An 18,875-nucleotide genomic window follows, 5' to 3' on the forward strand; every position below is an offset into this window, starting at 1 on the left:
CAAACCAAAGTATGAGGAGCCACATCCATGGCCAAGAAAACAACCGCAGCGTCGCCGCGCAGCACATCCGACACCGCCACCATCCACGACGTGAAGCTACGACGGGGTGCAGGCGGTGAGCTCCACCAGACGGCAGAAGACGATACGCCGGTGCTGACGACAGCCCAGGGCGGACCGGTCGCCGACGATCAGAACTCGCTGCGCGTCGGTCCGCGCGGTCCGCTCGTCGTCGATGATTTCCACTTCCGTGAAAAGATCTTCCACTTCGACCACGAGCGTATCCCTGAGCGGGTGGTGCACGCCCGCGGCTATGGCGCGCACGGCTTCTTCGAGACCTACGAGTCGCTTGCAGCCTATACCAAAGCGGACCTCTTCCAGCGTCCAGGCGAACGCACCCCGGCCTTCGTTCGCTTCTCCACCGTGGCGGGCAGCAAGGGGTCCTTCGACCTTGCGCGCGATGTGCGCGGCTTCGCGGTGAAGCTCTATACGAACGAAGGCAACTGGGATCTCGTCGGCAACAATATCCCTGTGTTCTTCATCCAGGATGCCATCAAGTTCCCGGACATCATCCACGCCGTAAAGCCGGAACCGGATCGGGCTTTCCCGCAGGCGCAGTCGGCTCACGATACGTTCTGGGATTTCATTACCCTGACGCCGGAAAGCATGCACATGATCATGTGGGTCATGTCGGACCGCGCGATTCCCCGCTCCTTCCGCTTCATGGAAGGGTTTGGCGTGCACACCTTCCGCCTCGTCAACGCCAAGGACGAGTCGACCTTCGTAAAATTCCACTGGAAGCCGAAGCTCGGCCTCCAGTCCGTCGCCTGGAACGAGGCGGTCAAGATCAACGGCGCCGACCCCGATTTCCACCGCCGCGACCTCTGGCAGGCCATCCAGTCCGGCAACTTCCCGGAATGGGAATTGCAGGTCCAGCTCTTCGATCAGGATTTCGCCGACAGCTTCGATTTCGACGTGCTGGATCCGACAAAGCTCATTCCCGAAGAAATCCTCAAGCCGCAGCCGATCGGCCGGCTGGTGCTCGATCGCATGCCGGACAATTTTTTCGCCGAGACCGAGCAGGTCGCCTTCATGACGCAGAACGTGCCGCCAGGCATCGATTTCAGCAACGACCCGCTGCTGCAGGGCCGCAACTTCTCCTATCTCGATACGCAGCTGAAACGGCTTGGCAGCCCGAACTTCACGCATCTGCCGATCAATGCACCTAAGTGTCCCTTCGCGCATTTCCAGCAGGACGGGCACATGGCGATGCGCAACCCGGTCGGCCGGGTGAACTACCAGCCGAATTCCTTCGGCGAAGGTCCACGCGAATCGCCGATGCGCGGCCATCGCCCCTTCCCGGCCGAGGAGCAAGGCACCAAGGCGCGGCTGCGCCCGGAAAGCTTCGCCGACCACTACAGCCAGGCGCGGCAGTTCTTCATCAGCCAGACCCCACCGGAGCAGCGCCATATTGCCGCCGCTTTGACTTTCGAGCTGAGCAAGGTCGAAACGCCTGTCATCCGCGAGCGCATGGTCTCGCATCTCTTGAACGTCGATGAGACATTGGCGGCTACGGTTGCCCAGAAACTCGGCTTCCGATCCATGCCGAAGCCCGCCGATGCGGCTGTGTCGACCCGCCAGGATCTGGAACCTTCTCCGGCACTCAGCATCGTCGAGAACGGGCCGAAACGCTTCGCGGGTCGCAAGCTCGGCATTCTCATTACTGACGGCGTGGACGCCCAACTGTTGAAAGGGCTCACCGCAGCGGTCGAAAAGGAAAAGGCCGTGTGCGAACTCATCGCTCCGAAGGTGGGCGGCGTAACCGCTTCAGACGGATCTTGGATCGAGGCGCATCACATGATCGACGGCGGGCCTTCCGTGCTCTTCGATGCCGTCGCGCTGCTGACCTCTGTCGAAGCCATCGATGATCTGGTGAAGGAAGCAAGCGGCCGCGACTTTGTTGCCGACGCGTTCCAGCACTGCAAGTTCATCGGCTACGACGCATCGGCGATGCCCTTGCTTCAGAAGGCCGGTATCGCCGCGGCTCTCGATGAAGGCATACTGGTCCTTCCCGGCGAGGATGGGCTTTCCGGCTTCGTATCGAAGCTCGGCAAGCTACGCGTCTGGGCACGGGAGCCCTCTGTAAAGCTCGGCAAGGCATCAGTACCCCAATAGGTTGGCGAGCCGGTCGCAACAGCAATGCCGCGAGCGGCGCCCTGATCCGAATGTCAGTCGCCATGATCGTATTAGCTGACAGATCATTGGCGGAAGGAAAGAGCGGGTTCGGACGCGTCGTCATGCCTCAGATCGGAAAACCGGGGAAGACAGTGCCGCCGTGGGCAATATCGTCGACTTGCCTTCAGGGGAGGCTCTAGCCACAATCGCGTTCCTGCTGCGCCTGTGCGACCGTCTCGAAATAGTCGTCCTGATAAGGGCTTCCGGCCCGATTTCGAACAGGTCGGCTTTCAGCGCCCGGCGAACCTAGCCAGCGACGCCCGCGTGTTCCCGCTACGCGAAAGCAAACCACCAGCGTCTTTGGCGTACCATGCGCCGAAGCGAAGGTGCCGCCGCAGGAAAGGACAAGAGAAGCGGCGTCATGAAATGACTGCTTCGAGTCGCATCGACGAAGTCGGTCACGGTCGCGCCATCTCGCTCTCAATGGTAGGTCATCTTCAGCACGGCTTCTCGCAGCCGTTCGCCCTGCACCTCGATCCTGGACGCCTCAGCATCGATCTCCGCGAGATCCTCGACGGTGAGAGCGAGTGACCTTGCCCCCAAGTTTCATCCAGTTTTGAGTTCGCTCCGGCGGTTTTGGGTTGTTGTATTCGCGGCAGTAGCGGCGTGTTGCGGTGCGGAGCCATTCCGGGTACTCATACCGCGAGCCGTTTAGTTATCTGAAAAGGGCAACGACATTGTCAGAGTTGGAATTCGCAATCTGCAGCGCTTGAATGCCCAGTTGTTGCTGCGTCTCAAGCGCTTTGAAGCGCGTGGACTCTTCGCTCATATCCGCATCGACCAGCCGGCCTATACCTGACGTGTAGGCATTTCTAAGATCAGAGTTAAATTCTCCAGCCATTTCTAGTCGATGTTGTACAGCGCCCAATTTTGCCTGAGCGGACACCACGCCCTGAATCTTCTTTTCGAACTCGTTTATGAAGTACTCGTAGGCACTGTCTCGGGTGAACCCACTCATCGATATGACCGCCTCTAGATCATAGATGACGTTTATTCCGACGTTGTCATAGGGTTGGTCAGAGAACGTGGAGTGGAACAGGTCTATGGGAGCACTCGTCCACCACGTCGACCCATCGGGCAATTGAGCCATTATGTTTATGTCGGCGTCTAGAATTCCCGCGTTGGTGTCCTCTTCCGCGATTGTGCCGTAGTTTGCGAAGTTGTCATTAAAGAGCACAAAATCGCGCGACTTCAACCTAAGTGTTTGAATGTCACCTGGCGCGTATCCTGTCACAAAGGTGGCAGCGAATGCGTCATCCAGATCTACTCCATCTTTTGGCTTCGCCAGCAAATTGACGCCATTGAAGCTCGCTGAATCCACTGCGTTGTTGATCGCCATAATGTGCTGCAACATGTCTTCGTCGAGTTTTTGCAGCAATGATCCCGCATATTTCGGGTCAACACGTTTCTCAGCACCGTCCTCTGGAAAATATGTCATGCCATAGTAGGAAAAGTCGGTGATATCGATAGGCTCCATAGAACGCGCGGATACGAACAGCCACTTCATCGCGTCGAGGCTCTCAATGACAATATCAAGCGCAGCGACAGCTGTATCCGCAATCGCCTGCCCAAGGCCAATGCTGTCACTGACTGCAGAAAGCGCCATGTTGTCCGACCGCATTGTCGTTGCGATCGACCAATAGGCTGCATTGTCGGCTGCGGTTTGCACGCGCAATCCTGATGACACTCTTCCTTGAGTTTCCGCCATATCCGAGTTTATCGAGCGCAAAGTTTGGAGCGCGGAAATTGCGCCCCCATTCGTGAGAATGCTGGTCATATAGGCACACTAGTAAATTGGAGTTTGCCCTTCATGGGCTACAAGGTCGCGTCTAACTAGCCGGCAGTATGGCTAACAATGTGTTAACAGACCCAATTTTTCCAATGATACCATCATTTTAGAAGGAAGTGATTTTCATCCGCAGTGCGGACTTCACTTTGAGTGAAGCCGCATACGCGCAGACATTCCAGATAAGGCAATCGGATGGCGGACCTCGATCACGCAACCATGTACTACTCCCAAAGGCCCACTAGTGTTGAATATCGGTCGGACTTGACGCTCTTTTTCTTCATTTGGCGTTGCCCCGGCTAAAGCGACAAAGACTTGGGTGAAAAACAGTTTTCCGGCTAAGCCGTGGGTCACGGTGAACTAACAAACCCGGTCAAATTCAGGCAACAATCAACTCACCACTCCTGACGGTAGTTTGAAAGAGCTTGCATTGAAGATTTTTACAGTTGAGGCAACGGGCCGAGCGAGACTTGGCCCTCGAAAACGGAATAGGTATTGTATGGCGGATCGGCGGCTAGAAGAGCCATCCGGAGTTTCACCGGGTTCTTGTGGATGAAGCTAAGCCCATTATGCAACCCAGTTTGGCAATTACGTCTCGGTCTGAACCCGCCCACCACAAAACACAGAACGCGGCGTCAAGGCGCGGGTGTGACACCGGTTACGTTCGACCTGCAGAATGGCGATCTCTTCTGCGTCGGCGAACGGATCGGGTCGGAATTTGTTGCCTTGCTTGAGGTGGGGAATTGAGCGGGATGGCCAGACCTATGGATGCCGCACTGATGGAGTTAGTCTCTTGAATCAAGGCTTAATGACAACCTGTATTTGATTACCGGAGAAGCCCATCGTGAAGTCGTGTTCAATGCTTGAGGCAAAAACATCGTTCTCGCCTGGCCCCCACAATGCGATCTGCATTGGACGCCCCGCGAGACGGGCAGAGGCCCGATATTTCCCAAAGGGGATTCCGGTGATCGCCAACCCCTCACCTGTCGGACGGACCGTCCTCACGTAGACAGTGCCTGTCTCGATATGGACCAGCGTGATCTCGGTCTCACTGAGATCCGTGTAATCCATGATCGCATTATTGACGACAAAAATACCCGCGTTGCCATACGGCATGTCGTCGGAATGCTCGACAATGCCAACCACGAAATTTCGGATCGTGTCGGCGTTCCCCGCAAAAGTGGAGAGATCACCGCCTACGGCATCGACATGGGTCTCCCGGCCACCGTTCATAACAATCTGATAAGCGTGCGCTGAATATTCGCCGGGGGGCAGATGCGTCGTGTCGATATCGTAGCGCCCGTCTTGACCTGTTTGCGTTTCCGATTTGATGCTTTGACCGTAGTCCATGAGTTGGTCGGCATTGAAGGTCTGATAGACAACCTCGACGTGGACATCGCTGAGCGGATTGCCCTCGTTGTCGACAACGATGCCGCGCACCGAGCCAGCAAACGCGCTCACTGCTCCTAGAAGATAGATTGCAAAAGTCAGACCGGTTGTTTTCCCGTGCATAGTTCTCTCACCCGATTTGCGTTTCGCCCGCCGGAGCGGGATCCGGAACGTCGAGCCAACCGCGCTTTGCGCACTCGTCCATCGCGGCGCTCATTGCGTTGGTACGAGACGAGTACGGCCCTATCAGAGTTATGACGTCGCCTTCGAATAGAATGGCGACTGTTTTTGTCATGACGTCGAAGAGTATCTGCGGTCGTGGTTGCATAAAGTTCGGTCCCCCAGGGCTGTAGCCAGATACACCGCCAGATACCGGGCTTGCTGGATGATGCGTTGTGACCTTGGTGACAGGAGCACGCAGAGAGATGTGCTCACGGCGCGCAAGGTCAATGAAGATTCCTGCTCTTCACCTTCAACCGGTCAATCAACAGATCCGGTATGAAGATGTCCCGCGCGGGCGCCGCCGCTTTCGGTCTCTCCCGGGAATCAGGCGCGCCATTCCCATGCGCGAATTCGTCACCGCCTCCATGCGGAAGCGGAAACTGCTCCCCGCGCTCACCGAGGCTGCTGAGGTCCTCTGAAAGATCAAACAGCCGTTGGGCGACAAGATGTACGCGTCCCCTCCCTTTGGATTTTGCCGTTGATCGCAACCATCGAGGCTGACAGCACCAGCCGGCGCTGCCGCGCGAACACCGTCGGCCACACCACTGCATTGACTATCCCGGTCTCATCTTCGAGCGTCATGAACATGACACCCTTGGCCGAGCCCGGCCGTTGGCGCACGAGGACAAGACCGCCTGTCATCAGCCACCGGCCGTCGCGCTCGGCCGTGGCTCCGGCACAGGTCACCATGCATTTCTTGCGCAGGTCCTTGCGCAGGAACGAGACCGGGTGCTCGCGGAGGGTGAGGCCCACATGGGAATAGTCCTCGACCACCTCGTGCCCGGCGCGCATAGAGGGAAGATCAACATCAGGCTCTTGCATTTCAGCGACCTCACGCGCCTCTCGGTCGGCGGCCGCGGCCCAAAGCGCCAAAGGTTCATTGCGCAACCCCTTGATCGCCCATAAGGCGTCGCGGCGTTGAAGTCCGAGTGACGGCAAGAACGCGTCAGCCTCACCCAACTTGACGAGCGCAGCCGTAGGTGCGCGAGTCTTCAGATGGGATCGTGGCGAGATCCCAGACTTCTCCTTTGTGCTCAGCCATGAGCGCGACCGCTTTCGACATGCAGGTAAGCATGCCAACGGCCAGCATATCGACCTTCATAAACTTCAGTGCCTCAATGTCATCTTTGTCCCACTCGATCACCTGCCGATCATCCATCCTGGCGGGTTCGATTGGCACGAGATCGTCAAGGCGGTCCTGGGTGAGCACGAAGCCCCCCGGATGTTGACCAAGGTGGCGCGGCGCCCCATGAGTTGCTGCGCCAACTCCAGCGTGAGCTTCAGCCGGTAGTCAGCGGCGTTGAGGTTGTTCTCCTTCACCTGTCGCTCAGATATACCCTCCGACCATCCCCACACGCCAGATGAGAGTTGCCCGATCATATCTTCCGGCAAACCAAGCGCCTTGCCAACATCGCGCAGAGCGCCCTTGGCACGGTAGCGGGTGACCGTTGCGCATAAAGCAGCACGGCGTCGGCCAGGTCTAAAACGCTAATGTTCCTGCAGGAGCATTTCGGCAAGTCAGGCGCTCGGTACTACAACATCGCCCGCGGCATCGATCATCGGGAGGTCCAACCGGATCGGCCGCGAAAATCCGTCGGCGCTGAAGACACGTTCACGGTCGATATAATCGATCTCGGCGTCGCCAGTGCGGAACTCATGCCGCTTGCCGCGAAGGTATGGCGTCATTGCGAGAGCAAGGGCCTCCATGGACGGACGGTGACGCTGAAGGTCAAGTACGCCGATTTCGAGACGCCGGACTCTCTACCGGATATTCCCGAACGCCCTATTGAGGAGCGCGTACCGAACGTCAATGGGAACTAATCACGCCGGCTTCGCATTATTCGCCACACGATGTTGGCTCGCCGCACTGCTACCGAAGCGGACGTCTTTGTAAAGCACAGGAGAGCCTCCATGAACGCTAGAATTCGACCGCCGCAGCAATCGACCACCGATCGGGATATCGTGCTTGAATGCGAGCAAGCGATTTACGGCGCTGTCCGTGAGCTTTTCGATCATACCATTTTCGCCGGTTGGCCGCCGGAGGCGACATTCGATGCGATAAAGCGCGCCGCCGATTGTCACGCAACGGTTTATCACGAATATCCCGATCCGGCATACGACCCGGTCGAAGCTCGCCCACCCAGCAGCGTCTCACTGGCGCCGTTCTAATGGCCGTCCAGGTCGATCACGAGCGTTTTGAACGGTACGGGGACCGATGAAGATCGCGACCTACAACGTCAACGGCGTCAATGGGCGTCTCGCCGTGCTTATGCGATGGCTCGAGGAAGACTCCCCGGACGTGGTCTGCCTTCAGGAACTGAAATCCCCGAACGACCGGTTCCCGCGGGCGGAACTGGAGCGCGCGGGCTATGGCGCCGTCTGGCACGGCCAGAAAAGCTGGAATGGCGTCGCGATCCTCGCCAAAGGCCTTGTGCCTCTCCTGACGCGCCGCGGAATACCGGGCGATCCCGACGACACCCATAGTCGCTACATCGAAGCAGCTGTTGACGGCATGCTGATTGGCTGCCTCTACCTTCCGAACGGCAATCCCGCGCCCGGTCCGAAATTCGACTACAAGCTCCGTTGGTTCCAGCGGCTGCACGCCTATGCCGCCGAGCTCATCGAACTCGACGTACCTGCCCTCCTGGTGGGCGACTACAACGTCATGCCAACTGATCTCGACGTCTATGCACCCGAGCGCTGGAGTGACGACGCGCTATTTCGCCCGGAGGTTCGCGAGGCTTATACCGATCTCCTCGCGCAGGGGTGGACGGATGCAATCCGCCATCTCCATCCCGACGAGCAGATTTACACCTTCTGGAAATATCGGCGCAACTCCTTCAAACGCGATGCGGGCCTGAGAATCGACCACTTTCTGCTGAGCCCAGCGGTCGCGCCTTGGCTCAGATCAGCGAGTGTGCGCGGCGGGCCTCGAGGCTGGGAGCACACCAGCGACCACGCACCTGTCATGATCACGATCGAGCCACCGGCCAGTGGTCATTAGGCTTGCTCGCCCTTGCATCCGTAAGGGTGATAGCACCGCGCTGGCGGTGTGCTCGACAGTCCCTCCCCATATTGGAACAACTCGACGACAGCAAAGTACAAAACCTTGCCGGCGTGACGCGACACCCTATGTCCAAGGCGGGAGGCGGCCATGGCAACTCGGGGACCACGCTCTGACGAACGCAACGAGGATAGGTTTTTGCTCTGCGAGCAGGAGCTTGAAGCCGCGTTTCAGGAGTTGATCTGGAAGGCAATTCAGGCAGGATGAGTTGAGGGCGAAGCTTGTGTAGCACTCGCTTTCTTTGCGGACCATCACGTCCTTGCGATGCAAGGCAACGAGCGAACGACCGTCTCCATCAGCAAGGTGAAGCTCTATCCGAGTTGGGGGCTCAGACCGTGTTGAAAGATGTCACTTTGTGGAACGTCCTGAGTTTCTTTTTGCTGGCAGCCTGTTGAGTATCGGTCATATTTTACCCAGTTTTTCATTTGGCGCTGCCCGACTAAAGGTTGGATGAAAAAGCAGTTTTCTGGCTAAGCGTGGGTCACGGCAAGCTAACAAACCGGGTCAAATTCAGGCAACAATCAACATCTTGCTAACCTCAAGTGACAAGAGACGGCCAAGTTCGTCCTTACGCGCAAGGATTTCGTCCGCCGTCTCGCGCAGGATAGCCTGGCGCTCGAGGATGCCGAAGCGCCACATGACGGCAATGCCGCTCTGGCCGCGGCAATCGCTGTTTGATGTCCTCGACGGAGGCGCGGGCATACCGGCCGACGACATCGCCCGTGTTCGACGGGTTGATGTTCCTAACCCCATCCGGGCCGTCCCACTCGCGCAATATTAGGTTCTAGGGCACCGTCATGGCTTGTAGTCCTAGAGAAGATTACGCGAAGCAAGGTTGCGCATCAGATGCGATGCTCCGTACGTCCAAGGCGCGCATTCGGTCGAAAGCATCACCCGGTTCATCAAGGCGCCAAGCTTGTCGTTGGAAATAGTCACTACATCACCAATCTTATGCGTGAACCCGTGCCCTGGCGTATCGCGGTCCTGAACTGGCGCGAATAGCGTGCCGAGGAAGAGCGCGAATCCATCCGGATACTGATGGTGCCGTCCTTGTGTCTGCGCGACCAGATCGAGTGGGTCGCGACTGATCTCCTTCATCGAACTCCTGCCGCGCAGAATGAAGCCGTCCTGCCCTGCGACATGAAGGTCGAGCTCGGCGTTGCGCACGTCGTCGATCGAATACGTCCGATCAAAGAGCCGGATAAAGGGGCCGATGGCGCACGAAGCGTTGTTATCCTTCGCCTTGCCGAGCAGAAGCGCCGAGCGGCCTTCGATGTCGCGCAGGTTGACGTCATTGCCGATCGTGGCACCTTTGACCACACCCTCGCTGTCGACCGCGAGCACGATCTCCGGCTCGGGATTGTTCCATCTGGAATTCGGATGCAGACCGACGTCCGCGCCCGTGCCCACTGCAGACAAGACCTGAGACTTCGTGAAGACCTCGGCGTCCGGACCAATGCCGACCTCCAGGTATTGCGACCAGAGGTTCTCCTCGATCAAGGCGGCCTTGACCTCTTGCGCGGCTTCGGAACCTGCCTTGAAGTCGCGCAGGCTCACACCGATGATCTCTGCCACCTTGTCGCGAATGCTCGCGGCCCGTGCGGGATCACCCGCCGCGCGCTCCTCGATGACACGCTCGATCATGCTGCGCGCGAACGTGACGCCGCAGGCCTTGATCGCCTGGAGATCGAAGGGCGCAAGCAGGTGAAGGTGCGAAAGGTCGGGCTGCCGGATGTCGAGAAGGTCTTCGAGCGAACCAACATCACGCCCCGTCGCCGCCTGCAGAAAGGCAGCGGGATCGTCGCGATCGAGAAGATCACGGACCGTCGGGGCATCCTTCGACGTCACGTCGAGCACGCGGCCCTCGCGGATGGTCACAAGGATGGGACCTCTCGCCTCGGGCGACCACGCGCGGCCAATGAAACAACCTTCTTCATACCAGGCCATTTTCGTCCTCCGGCAGAATGCGCATGATGCCTTCGATTTCGACGGTCATCCCATTTGGAAGGGAACCCATGCCGACGGCGGACCGTGCATGCTTGCCGCGCTCACCAAGCACGTTCACGAGAAGGTCCGAGCATCCGTTGATTACATCGGCGTGCCGCGCGAAGTCACTCCTTGCCCGAACCATGCCGAAAATCTTCACGACCTCGATCCGATCCAGACTTCCCGCTGCGTTGCCCGCGGTAGCAAGAAGAGCGAGTCCGACGCCCCGCGCCTGTTCATAGGCCTGTTCGACCGTGACATCCTCTCCCACAGTCCCGGTGATCCAGTCGCCGGAGGCCATTCTGGGGCCTTGGCCGGAGAAGTAGAGGACATCACCGCAGCGGCGGAACGGGATATAGTTGCCGCCGGGGCTGAAGTCCGCTGGGAACTCGAGACCAAGCGCCTTCAGGCGATCAATCGCGCTCATCGCTCGTTTCTCCGGCGAAGGCCATCGGCGATCTTTTCTCCGATCATGATGACGGAAAGATTGGTGTTCGCCTGGCAATCGAGCGGCATGATAGAAGCGTCCGCAACGTACAATCCGCGCACGCCGCGCACCTTGCCGTTCACGTCAACGACGCTTGCCGGATCGCCGTCCGCCCCCATGCAACAGCCGCCGGCCCCGTGCTGCGCATCGGATGACTGTTCGAGCAGGAAGTCATCGACAGCATCATCCGTCGCCGCATTCAGCCAGTCCAGCGGCAAATCGGAATTCCCCAGCAGCATCTTTTCGGCGATGGCTTTCAGCGGCTGCTGTTTGCCGATCTCGCCCAGATGGCGATAGGCGAAGCGCATGCGTTCAAGGTCGTTGGGATGATCCAGCATATTCTCGTCGATAATCGGCTGATCGAGCACATGCGGCGAGGAAAGCCGCACGGAACCCCGGCTTTTCGCTTCCATCAGGATCAGGTTGATCATGGACTCGCCGAACTGCGCGCGGTCGGATTCGACGCCGACACCGCCGTGATTCATGGCGTTGAAAAGGATATCCTGCGGCGTGCCGCCGGGAACCCCGGAGCTCATCTTGACGCAGCAATTCGTGTGGCGTGCATTGACGTCCACCGCCTTGAACTCCGGCTTCAGCTTTACCTCGATGCGGCAATAGGGGTGATCGAAAAAGCCCTCTCCGACCGGCAGATCGGCACGGACATCGATCTCGTGCCGGGCGAGCAGAGCCGCCGGGCCTATGCCCGACCGCTGGAGGATGGCGGGACTGTGAATGGCGCCTGCCGAAAGGACGATGAGCGGCGCCGAAAATTCAAGCCGTTCGTCGCCGACGACCGCCACCACGCCCGTCGCCGCCGCGCCATCGAACAGCACCGTGTCGACCAGCGCTTCGCCGATGATGGTAAGATTGGGCCTGCCCCGCGCAGGTTCGAGATAGCCGTCGCTGACGGCGACACGTTTGCCGTCACGGCTGTTGATCGCAAAGGTGCAGACACCCTCGGCATCAGGGGCATTGAGGTCATCACACCAGGGATGACCAAGCGCCATCGCGCTGTCACGCATCGCCTTGTCCACATTACCCCAGCTCTGGAATGGAGCCCGGAAGATCGGGATCGGGCCATCATGACCATGAAAGTCGGCTTCGATAGGATCGTCTTCCAGCTTCATGAAATAGGGCAGCACGTCTCGGCCGGACCAGCCTTGGCACCCAATGTCCGCCCAGCGATCAAAAGCGTGGAGCGGACCACGAATGGCGATCTGCGCGTTCACTGCCGAAGAGCCTCCGAGCCCCTTGCCACGCCAGTAGATGCGATGATCCTGCTTCTTGGTGCGTCGTGCCATCAGGTCGGTATACATATACCGGTCCTGAAAATGCTTCGGCAGGATCAGGTTGAAGGGATTGGCGCTCTGCATCTCCAAGGGCTGCTCTGCGGTGCGATAGTTCGGCCCCGCTTCCAGCAGCAGGACCCGGCGGTCCGGATCCTCGCTGAGGCGAGCGGCGACGACGGCACCGGCCGACCCGGCGCCAACGACGATGACGTCATAATGCATAGTGACTTCCTCTGGGTATGACCGCCTCTATTCCTCTTTTCGGCGGTGCGTTTTCGGATCAGCTTAAAATTTGCGCGAACATCCCGCCGTCCACGACGATGTCGGTTCCGGTTATGAAACGGCTCTCCTTCGTCGCCAGGAAAAGAATCGCGGCAGCGACGTCCTGTGGCTGGCCCGGGCCGCCCGCGGGCAAGACCCGAGAGAAAAGAGCCTTCGTCGCCTCGCTTTCGAAATTTCCCGCCGTCGCGGGTGTGGTGATCGGCCCGGGCGCGACCATGTTCACCGTGATCCCGAACCGCGCGAGATCGACCGCCGCCGCGCGTGTCAGAAGACGAACGCCGCCTTTGCTAACGGCATAGGGCGCCGCTTCACGTTCCGCGGCGAAGGAATTGACGGAGCCGACGAGAATGATGCGCCCTTCGATGCCACCCGCAATCATGCGATTGGCCGCCGCGCGAGACACCAGGAAGGAGCCCGTGAGGTTGGTGTCGATGTACTTTCGCCAGGTCGCAAGCGAGACCTCATGAAACGGCGCACTCGCGCCGAGCGTGGCCGCCCCATGGACGACGACATCGACAGCGCCCCAGCGATTCACGATACCGTCGAATGCCGCCTCGACCTCACCTTCCTGCGAAACGTCGCAGACGACATCGACAGGCGCGTCGACTGCCTTCTGCCGCGCCGATTTAAATGCGCGGTCGAGCACGGCCACGCGCGCACCTTCGGCCAGAAAAGCATCAACGGTCGCGGCACCGATACCGCTTGCACCGCCAGTCACGACCACAACCTTGCCGTCGAACCTCTTCATCTCAGCGTCTCCGGGCTACAAATTCACAAGCTGCAAAGGCGCAGGCGGGCTCATCGCCTCGATCCGGGCAAGCGCCGCGTATACATGGCGCTTTCCAGCCGAAACCGTGAACATTCCATGGCCGGGAAGCAGGCTGCTGAACGCCTGCGCGGCGATTGTCTTCATGCTTTCGCAGGATTGGGCAACGTCGAAATCGTGGGTCGCCTGGTAGATGATGCGACCCGAGTGAAACAGCGCGTCGCCCGAAACCAGAAATCCGGTATCGGCCAATCTGACCAGATAGGACATGTGATCGGCGCTGTGGCCCGGTGTCGGCAGGGCCGTGACACGCAGCCTGCCGATTTCGAACGGCGAGCCGGGATCGATGATCCCGTCCGGAACCGGAGCCGTGTAACGGTAATCCGCAGGATACACCCCGGCGTTTCGCGCGGCATCCAGGCTGATGCCGGCCTCGCCCATAGCAAACACATCCGCCGTCCTGGCACCGCAGACGATGTGGGCCTTACCCGCCGCACCTATCGCTGCCGCCCCGCCGGAATGATCCGCGTGCGCGTGTGTCAGAAAGACATGCGTGATGTCGTCGAACGACAATCCGTCGCCTTCAATGACCGCGTGTATCCGGTCAACGTCGCGGCCAGCGCCCGTGTCGAACAACACGAGACCTGCACCGGAATCGAAAAGGTAGCAGTTGCAGTCCAGATCCTCGCTCAAGGCGCAGCCCTGTATTCCGGATGCGACGAGATAGACGTGTTCGGCTATTCGCATTTTACGGGCTCCCGACCGCTATTGACTGGGCTCGGTTACATATTGTGCGAGGCGGCGCATGAAGCTGAGGCATTGCTCCAGCTGGTCCACCGCGATCCACTCGTCAGCGGCGTGCGCCTGCTGGATATCGCCCGGGCCACAGACGACGGTGTTGAACCCGGCCTCCTGATAGATGCCCGCTTCCGTGCCATAGGATACGGCGGACGAGCCGTTCCGGTCCGCAAAATTCATCGCAAGCGAGACGGCATTGGATGCCGGCAGCCCGACCAGTGGCGGTGTATCATAGGCGACGTTCGTCGTGATCGATGGAACCAGCCCTCCCGCATCAGCGTATCGCTTCATCTTTTCAGCAACATGCCGGTCGAAGGCGCGCCGTATATCCGCAAGTTGCTGCGGGAGGATCGGCCTGATTTCCCAGTCGAACGCGCAGCTTGCCGCGACGATATTCCGAACCTGTCCTCCCCTGATCGCACCGACATTGATGGACGGATAGGGATAGGAAAAAGCGGCGTCGGCGGCGTCTTGCGTCAGCCGTTCGCCGATTAAGGCAAGTTCACTCACAAGCTCGCTGGCGATCTTGATGGCGCTCTGCCCAAGATGAACCTGCGACGAATGGGCGGGCGTGCCGAGGATCTCCGTCGTGAAGCCGACCGATCCCTTGTGACGATCGACGACGGCCATGGATGTCGGTTCGCCAACGATGATGGCTGCCGGCCGGATGTTGGTTCTCTGCAGGAAATCGACAAGCTCCCGCGCTCCATGGCATCCGACCTCCTCATCGAACGTGACGGCGATGTGCACCGGGCGGCGCAATTTTTCTTGCTGGAAAAGCGCGCTGGCAGCCATAGCGCAAGCGAGGAAGCCTTTCATGTCGGTCGTTCCGCGGCCATAGACACGCTTGGTGTCGCGGGTCAGCGAAAACGGCGGCCTCGTCCAGTTCTGCCCCGTCACCGGCACGACGTCGACATGTCCCGAAAGCACGAGGCCATCGCTGTCGCCATCACCGAACGTCGCCCAGAGATTTTCCTTCGGCTGATGTGGACTACGCAGGCGTTCGACACGTGCACCGCTTTCGGAAAGGAAAGCGCTGATAAACTCAATGACCTCACCGTTCGGTTCAGAGCTGACCGACGGAAAGGACACCAGCTTTGCGAGAATATCGATCGCGACGTCGAGGAGCGGCTCCTTTCCGTGAAGTTCATGATTGCGTATGGGGGGTGTCGCGCTCAATTTGCATGTTCCTTAAATATCTTGCGACGAACGGACAGCATGCCGGCGTCGCAGAGAAGCGCCGCGATGACGAGCGTTCCCTTCATCAAGTCCAGGCTGGACGGGTCGATGCCGACCACGCGCAGGGCATTCGAAAACAGTCCGACGATCAGCGTCCCCATGACGACCCCCATGACGGCGCCGCGGCCTCCGAAGATGCTCGTGCCTCCCAGAACGCAGGCGGCGATGGCATCGAGAAGAAGGGATTGCCCGCCAAGGTTCGGCGTCACGATCGGCGTCCTTGCGATGAGCGTGACGACCGACATGAACGTGAAGCCGGCTGCGACCACATAGGTGAGGAGGTAGATCCGGCCGGTCGGGACGTTTGCGAGCGCAGCGGCGGCAGGGTCCGATCCAGTCGCATAGACGCGAAGGCCGAACCGCGTGTGATGCATCAGCACATAGGCGACCAGAACGACGAAGGCCGCGAAGATCAGGAGCACCGGAACATTCCCGAAACGGGTAATGCCGAGGAATTTCAAGGTCGGATCGCTGAGAACATAGACCCCGCGCTTGGCCATCAGCAGGCTGAGCCCCTGAATGCAGGACATCGTCGCAAGGGTCGAAACAAAGGCGGGAATGTGCAACATGCTGACAAGAGCGCCGTTCACGAACCCGATAGCCAAAACGGAGAGAAGGCCGCCGCCGAGGGCAACAGGCAGATCGACACCGGCCGTGAGCAGGCTGGCGACGACGATGCTTCCGAGCGTGACGGCGACGCCTGCCGAAAGGTCGATCCCGGCGGTCACCAGCACGATGAAGGCGCCAAGAGCCAGCATGAGAACCGGCACGCTCTGTGCCAGCACGTTGATCAGATTTTCGGAGGCAAGAATGCGCGGGTCGATCAGACCGCACACCAGAACGGTCACGAGCAGAAGAGCGAGCGGCCCGATATTGGTGAGAAGCTTGCTGGACATGTTCATATCTGAGCCTCCTCTCTGACGGGAGCAGTTGAGCCAAAGGCGAGTTCCATGACGGCTTCTTCACTTGAGCCCCGGGGCAGTTCGCCCACGCTTACGCCGTTGCGAATGACCACGATGCGATCAGACACGCCAAGCAGTTCGGGAAGCTCGCTGGAGACCAGCAGGATCGCGGCGCCCCTGGCTTTCAGATCACCGATGACCTTGTGGATTTCGGACTTTGCGCCGACATCGACACCGCTGGTCGGCTCGTCCAGCAGGACGATCGTTGGATTGACGGCCAGCCATTTCCCGATAACGACTTTCTGCTGGTTGCCACCGGAGAGGTTCGCGACGGCCTTGCCTGGGGTCGGCGGCCGGATGTCCAGCTGCCGGATCAGCGTCTGCGCCACCTCATGCACGCCGCGCCTTGAAACAACGCCGAGCCGCTTCTGACGCTGCATCCAGAGGAGACCGAGATTGTCTGCGATGCTGAGGCATCCCACGATCCCTTCGACATGACGGTCCTCCGGGATAAAGGCGACGCCGCGTTCCGCGGACATGCGCTGATGACCGGGCGCCAGGGGCTCGCCGCCAAGCAATATCTCGCCGGAGACGTGACGGTCCATACCCGCGATGCAGCGCAGGATATCCGAGCGGCCGCTTCCCATCAGCCCCGCAAGGCCGACGACTTCACCCCGCCTTACGGTCAAGGACACGTCCTTCGCCAGACCGCCCGCCATGGCGCGAAGCTGGATCATGTCCGCACCGAGTTCGGCTGAGCTCCATGGAAAGACATTTTCCAGATCGCGGCCCACCATCATGTGGACCAGCTGGCGCTCCGATATTTCAGAAAGTGCAACATCGCCGACAAGATGACCGTCGCGAAGTACGATCGCGCGGGATGCGAGCGTCTTCACCTCCTCCATCTTGTGGGAGATGTACAGAACAGCGCACCCCTTCGCGCGCAGCTTGGCGATGATCGCATAGAGCTGATCACGTTCGCGGTTGCTGAGCGCACTCGTCGGCTCATCCATCACAACCAGCCAGGCGGATGCCATCAGCGCCTTTGCGACTTCGAGCATCTGCCGCTGGCCGACGGTCAGGCTGCGCACCGGCGCATCCACGTCACAATCGAGGCCCACTTCGCCCAGCACCTGTTCTGCCCTGCGCCGCATCACCGATCTGCGAAGCCAGAAGCCGGAAACGGGCTCCCGCCCCAGCGAGAGACTTTCGGCGACGGTGAGATCCGGTACGAGACTGAAATGCTGATGAATGACGGCAATGTCCTTGAGCGCATCGCTTTCACCTTCATCCCTGCCGATAAATGCAATGACCCCGCTATCCGTCTTGTGCACGCCGCACAGGCATTTGATGAGCGTCGATTTGCCGGCACCGTTTTCGCCCATCAACGCGACGACTTCGCCGCTTTCGAGCGTGAAGGATATATTGTGCAACACCTTTACGCTGCCGAACGATTTGGAAACGCCCGAAACGTCAAGTCGGCGGTCGCTCGCTGTGGCAGCGCCTGTCCGCGCAGCGGACGCTGCCTTGACCTTGGCTAGAAGCTGTCGCTTCCAGGCAAGGTCGCCACGGGCCAACACGGCGCCCAGGATCATAAGGCCGGAAACCATATAGATGATCTGCTGGGAAACCTGAAGGAAGGACAGCCCCGCGTTTATCGTGCCGATTGCGATCGCACCGAGCATCGTGCCGGTCACGGAACCCTTTCCGCCGGCGAGACTCGCACCGCCAACGACGGCAGCGGTGATGGCGGCGAATTCCAGACCAGTTCCAGCGAGCGGTTGGGCCGAACCGAGCCGACCAATACCGATTACGGCCGCCAGACCGGCAGAGACTCCGCACAGGACATAGGTTGCGGTCTGCGTCCTGCGAACGTTGATGAGGGACGCCCGCGCGGCAGGCGCGTTTCCGCCAACAGCATAGATGGATCGCCCAAGCACCGTCCTGTTCAGGAGGAAGCTCCAGCCTGTACATAGCAAAATCGCGACAAGGAAACCGGCCGGAATGCCGAGCACTGTCGCCTGGCCGGCCCAGAGCATGGCTTCATTCGTCACCAGGATGCTGGAAGCCTTGGAAACGCTGAGTGCAGCGCCTTTCGCAAGCGCCATCGTTCCGAGACTTGCGATGAACGGACTGATACCGATGACAGAAATCAGGACGGAATTGATTGCGCCGAAAAGTGCACCGGCAAGGCAGGCGGCAAGAATGCCAAGCAGACCCGAGCCTGTCGCCTCCACCGTCATGGCGGCGACAATGCCTGCCGAAGCCATGATGCCGCCCACCGAAATGTCGATGCCACGCGCGATGATGACGGCGGTCATGCCGAACGCGACGATTGCCACGATTGCACTTTGCTGGCCGATGTTGAGAAGGTTTGCCACCGACAGGAAGGCCGGATGCGCAAGGGCGAACCCGGCGATGGCGAGGCCGATC

15 protein-coding genes, 3 pseudogenes and 1 other annotated feature are annotated in these 18,875 nt (G+C 59.7%); of the genes and pseudogenes, 6 read left to right on the plus strand and 12 right to left on the minus strand.

What is annotated here, in order from left to right; genetic code table 11:
- The first annotated feature begins 27 nt into the window (after positions 1 to 27).
- A complete protein-coding gene (catE, locus tag ACOZK4_RS19235) occupies positions 28 to 2,172 on the plus strand; it encodes a catalase C (RefSeq protein WP_421593254.1) in 2,145 nt (714 codons plus the stop codon).
- A 426-nt stretch (positions 2,173 to 2,598) separates the two neighbouring features.
- A complete protein-coding gene (locus ACOZK4_RS19240; protein ID WP_421593255.1) occupies positions 2,599 to 2,763 on the plus strand; it encodes a hypothetical protein in 165 nt (54 codons plus the stop codon).
- Positions 2,764 to 2,887: 124 nt separating this feature from the next.
- Here ACOZK4_RS19240 and ACOZK4_RS19245 read toward each other — a convergent pair whose 3' ends face one another.
- The 3 genes and pseudogenes from ACOZK4_RS19245 to ACOZK4_RS19255 all read right to left on the minus strand — a co-directional run.
- Positions 2,888 to 4,009 carry a flagellin gene (locus ACOZK4_RS19245; protein WP_421593256.1) on the minus strand — a complete coding sequence of 374 codons (1,122 nt, stop codon included), beginning with the start codon at positions 4,007 to 4,009 and terminating at the stop codon, positions 2,888 to 2,890.
- A 502-nt stretch (positions 4,010 to 4,511) separates the two neighbouring features.
- Positions 4,512 to 4,567: a sequence feature (sul1 is cis-regulatory element that is thought to sense ions involved in sulfur or methionine metabolism; They are found in Alphaproteobacteria), on the minus strand.
- Between the two features lie 249 nt (positions 4,568 to 4,816).
- Positions 4,817 to 5,530: a carboxypeptidase-like regulatory domain-containing protein gene (locus ACOZK4_RS19250; RefSeq protein WP_421593257.1), complete on the minus strand. Its 714-nt coding sequence runs from the start codon at positions 5,528 to 5,530 to the stop codon at positions 4,817 to 4,819.
- A gap of 323 nt (positions 5,531 to 5,853) precedes the next feature.
- Positions 5,854 to 7,105, minus strand: a pseudogene (locus ACOZK4_RS19255) (OB-fold nucleic acid binding domain-containing protein); the annotation flags it as partial.
- On the opposite strand from ACOZK4_RS19255, the pseudogene ACOZK4_RS19260 reads away from it, so the two are divergent.
- The 3 genes and pseudogenes from ACOZK4_RS19260 to xth form a co-directional block, all read left to right on the plus strand.
- Positions 7,106 to 7,375, plus strand: a pseudogene (locus tag ACOZK4_RS19260) (DNA polymerase IV); the annotation flags it as partial.
- 165 nt (positions 7,376 to 7,540) lie between these two features.
- Complete coding sequence (locus ACOZK4_RS19265; protein WP_421593258.1) at positions 7,541 to 7,798, plus strand: hypothetical protein; 258 nt, start codon at positions 7,541 to 7,543, stop codon at positions 7,796 to 7,798.
- Positions 7,799 to 7,844: 46 nt separating this feature from the next.
- A complete protein-coding gene (gene xth / locus ACOZK4_RS19270) occupies positions 7,845 to 8,633 on the plus strand; it encodes an exodeoxyribonuclease III (RefSeq protein ID WP_421593259.1) in 789 nt (262 codons plus the stop codon).
- A gap of 579 nt (positions 8,634 to 9,212) precedes the next feature.
- Here the strand turns inward: xth and ACOZK4_RS19275 are convergent.
- The 9 genes and pseudogenes from ACOZK4_RS19275 to ACOZK4_RS19315 form a co-directional block, all read right to left on the minus strand.
- Positions 9,213 to 9,471: pseudogene (locus tag ACOZK4_RS19275) on the minus strand (aldehyde dehydrogenase family protein); the annotation flags it as partial.
- Positions 9,472 to 9,503: 32 nt separating this feature from the next.
- Positions 9,504 to 10,640 (minus strand): fumarylacetoacetate hydrolase family protein, encoded by a 1,137-nt coding sequence (locus tag ACOZK4_RS19280; RefSeq protein WP_421593260.1) that lies wholly within the window; start codon positions 10,638 to 10,640, stop codon positions 9,504 to 9,506.
- On the minus strand, positions 10,627 to 11,106 hold the full coding sequence (locus ACOZK4_RS19285; protein ID WP_421593261.1) for a RidA family protein: 480 nt from the start codon (positions 11,104 to 11,106) through the stop codon (positions 10,627 to 10,629). Before ACOZK4_RS19285 ends, ACOZK4_RS19280 begins: the two co-directional genes overlap by 14 nt.
- Complete coding sequence (locus ACOZK4_RS19290) at positions 11,103 to 12,677, minus strand: GMC family oxidoreductase (RefSeq protein WP_421593262.1); 1,575 nt, start codon at positions 12,675 to 12,677, stop codon at positions 11,103 to 11,105. Before ACOZK4_RS19290 ends, ACOZK4_RS19285 begins: the two co-directional genes overlap by 4 nt.
- Before the next feature lie 58 nt (positions 12,678 to 12,735).
- On the minus strand, positions 12,736 to 13,485 hold the full coding sequence (locus ACOZK4_RS19295) for an SDR family NAD(P)-dependent oxidoreductase (RefSeq protein WP_313525408.1): 750 nt from the start codon (positions 13,483 to 13,485) through the stop codon (positions 12,736 to 12,738).
- A 15-nt stretch (positions 13,486 to 13,500) separates the two neighbouring features.
- Positions 13,501 to 14,250 (minus strand): MBL fold metallo-hydrolase, encoded by a 750-nt coding sequence (locus ACOZK4_RS19300; protein ID WP_421593263.1) that lies wholly within the window; start codon positions 14,248 to 14,250, stop codon positions 13,501 to 13,503.
- 18 nt (positions 14,251 to 14,268) lie between these two features.
- Positions 14,269 to 15,480 carry an acetylornithine deacetylase gene (argE, locus tag ACOZK4_RS19305; protein ID WP_421593264.1) on the minus strand — a complete coding sequence of 404 codons (1,212 nt, stop codon included), beginning with the start codon at positions 15,478 to 15,480 and terminating at the stop codon, positions 14,269 to 14,271.
- Complete coding sequence (locus ACOZK4_RS19310) at positions 15,477 to 16,442, minus strand: ABC transporter permease (RefSeq protein ID WP_421593265.1); 966 nt, start codon at positions 16,440 to 16,442, stop codon at positions 15,477 to 15,479. Before ACOZK4_RS19310 ends, argE begins: the two co-directional genes overlap by 4 nt.
- Positions 16,439 to 18,763, minus strand: a complete 2,325-nt coding sequence (locus tag ACOZK4_RS19315; RefSeq protein WP_421593314.1) for an ATP-binding cassette domain-containing protein — start codon at positions 18,761 to 18,763, stop codon at positions 16,439 to 16,441. The genes ACOZK4_RS19310 and ACOZK4_RS19315 overlap by 4 nt, the downstream gene beginning before the upstream one ends.
- Between ACOZK4_RS19315 and ACOZK4_RS19320 the strand changes: the two genes are divergently transcribed.
- Positions 18,696 to 18,875 (plus strand): hypothetical protein (locus ACOZK4_RS19320; protein WP_421593318.1); only part of this gene is annotated, 180 nt, incomplete at its 3' end. The genes ACOZK4_RS19315 and ACOZK4_RS19320 overlap by 68 nt on opposite strands.

It is taken from the genome of Shinella sp. M27 (genome assembly GCF_049199905.1).
In the GTDB taxonomy this organism is placed as follows: domain Bacteria; phylum Pseudomonadota; class Alphaproteobacteria; order Rhizobiales; family Rhizobiaceae; genus Shinella.

Coding starts and splice junctions, on each gene's coding strand:
- catE (WP_421593254.1), top strand. CDS start 28: ATGGCCAAGAAAACAACCGCAGCGTCGCCGCGCAGCACATCCGACACC.
- ACOZK4_RS19240 (WP_421593255.1), top strand. CDS start 2,599: ATGACTGCTTCGAGTCGCATCGACGAAGTCGGTCACGGTCGCGCCATC.
- ACOZK4_RS19245 (WP_421593256.1), bottom strand. CDS start 4,009: ATGACCAGCATTCTCACGAATGGGGGCGCAATTTCCGCGCTCCAAACT.
- ACOZK4_RS19250 (WP_421593257.1), bottom strand. CDS start 5,530: ATGCACGGGAAAACAACCGGTCTGACTTTTGCAATCTATCTTCTAGGA.
- ACOZK4_RS19265 (WP_421593258.1), top strand. CDS start 7,541: ATGAACGCTAGAATTCGACCGCCGCAGCAATCGACCACCGATCGGGAT.
- xth (WP_421593259.1), top strand. CDS start 7,845: ATGAAGATCGCGACCTACAACGTCAACGGCGTCAATGGGCGTCTCGCC.
- ACOZK4_RS19280 (WP_421593260.1), bottom strand. CDS start 10,640: ATGGCCTGGTATGAAGAAGGTTGTTTCATTGGCCGCGCGTGGTCGCCC.
- ACOZK4_RS19285 (WP_421593261.1), bottom strand. CDS start 11,106: ATGAGCGCGATTGATCGCCTGAAGGCGCTTGGTCTCGAGTTCCCAGCG.
- ACOZK4_RS19290 (WP_421593262.1), bottom strand. CDS start 12,677: ATGCATTATGACGTCATCGTCGTTGGCGCCGGGTCGGCCGGTGCCGTC.
- ACOZK4_RS19295 (WP_313525408.1), bottom strand. CDS start 13,485: ATGAAGAGGTTCGACGGCAAGGTTGTGGTCGTGACTGGCGGTGCAAGC.
- ACOZK4_RS19300 (WP_421593263.1), bottom strand. CDS start 14,250: ATGCGAATAGCCGAACACGTCTATCTCGTCGCATCCGGAATACAGGGC.
- ACOZK4_RS19310 (WP_421593265.1), bottom strand. CDS start 16,442: ATGAACATGTCCAGCAAGCTTCTCACCAATATCGGGCCGCTCGCTCTT.
- ACOZK4_RS19315 (WP_421593314.1), bottom strand. CDS start 18,763: ATGACCGCCGTCATCATCGCGCGTGGCATCGACATTTCGGTGGGCGGC.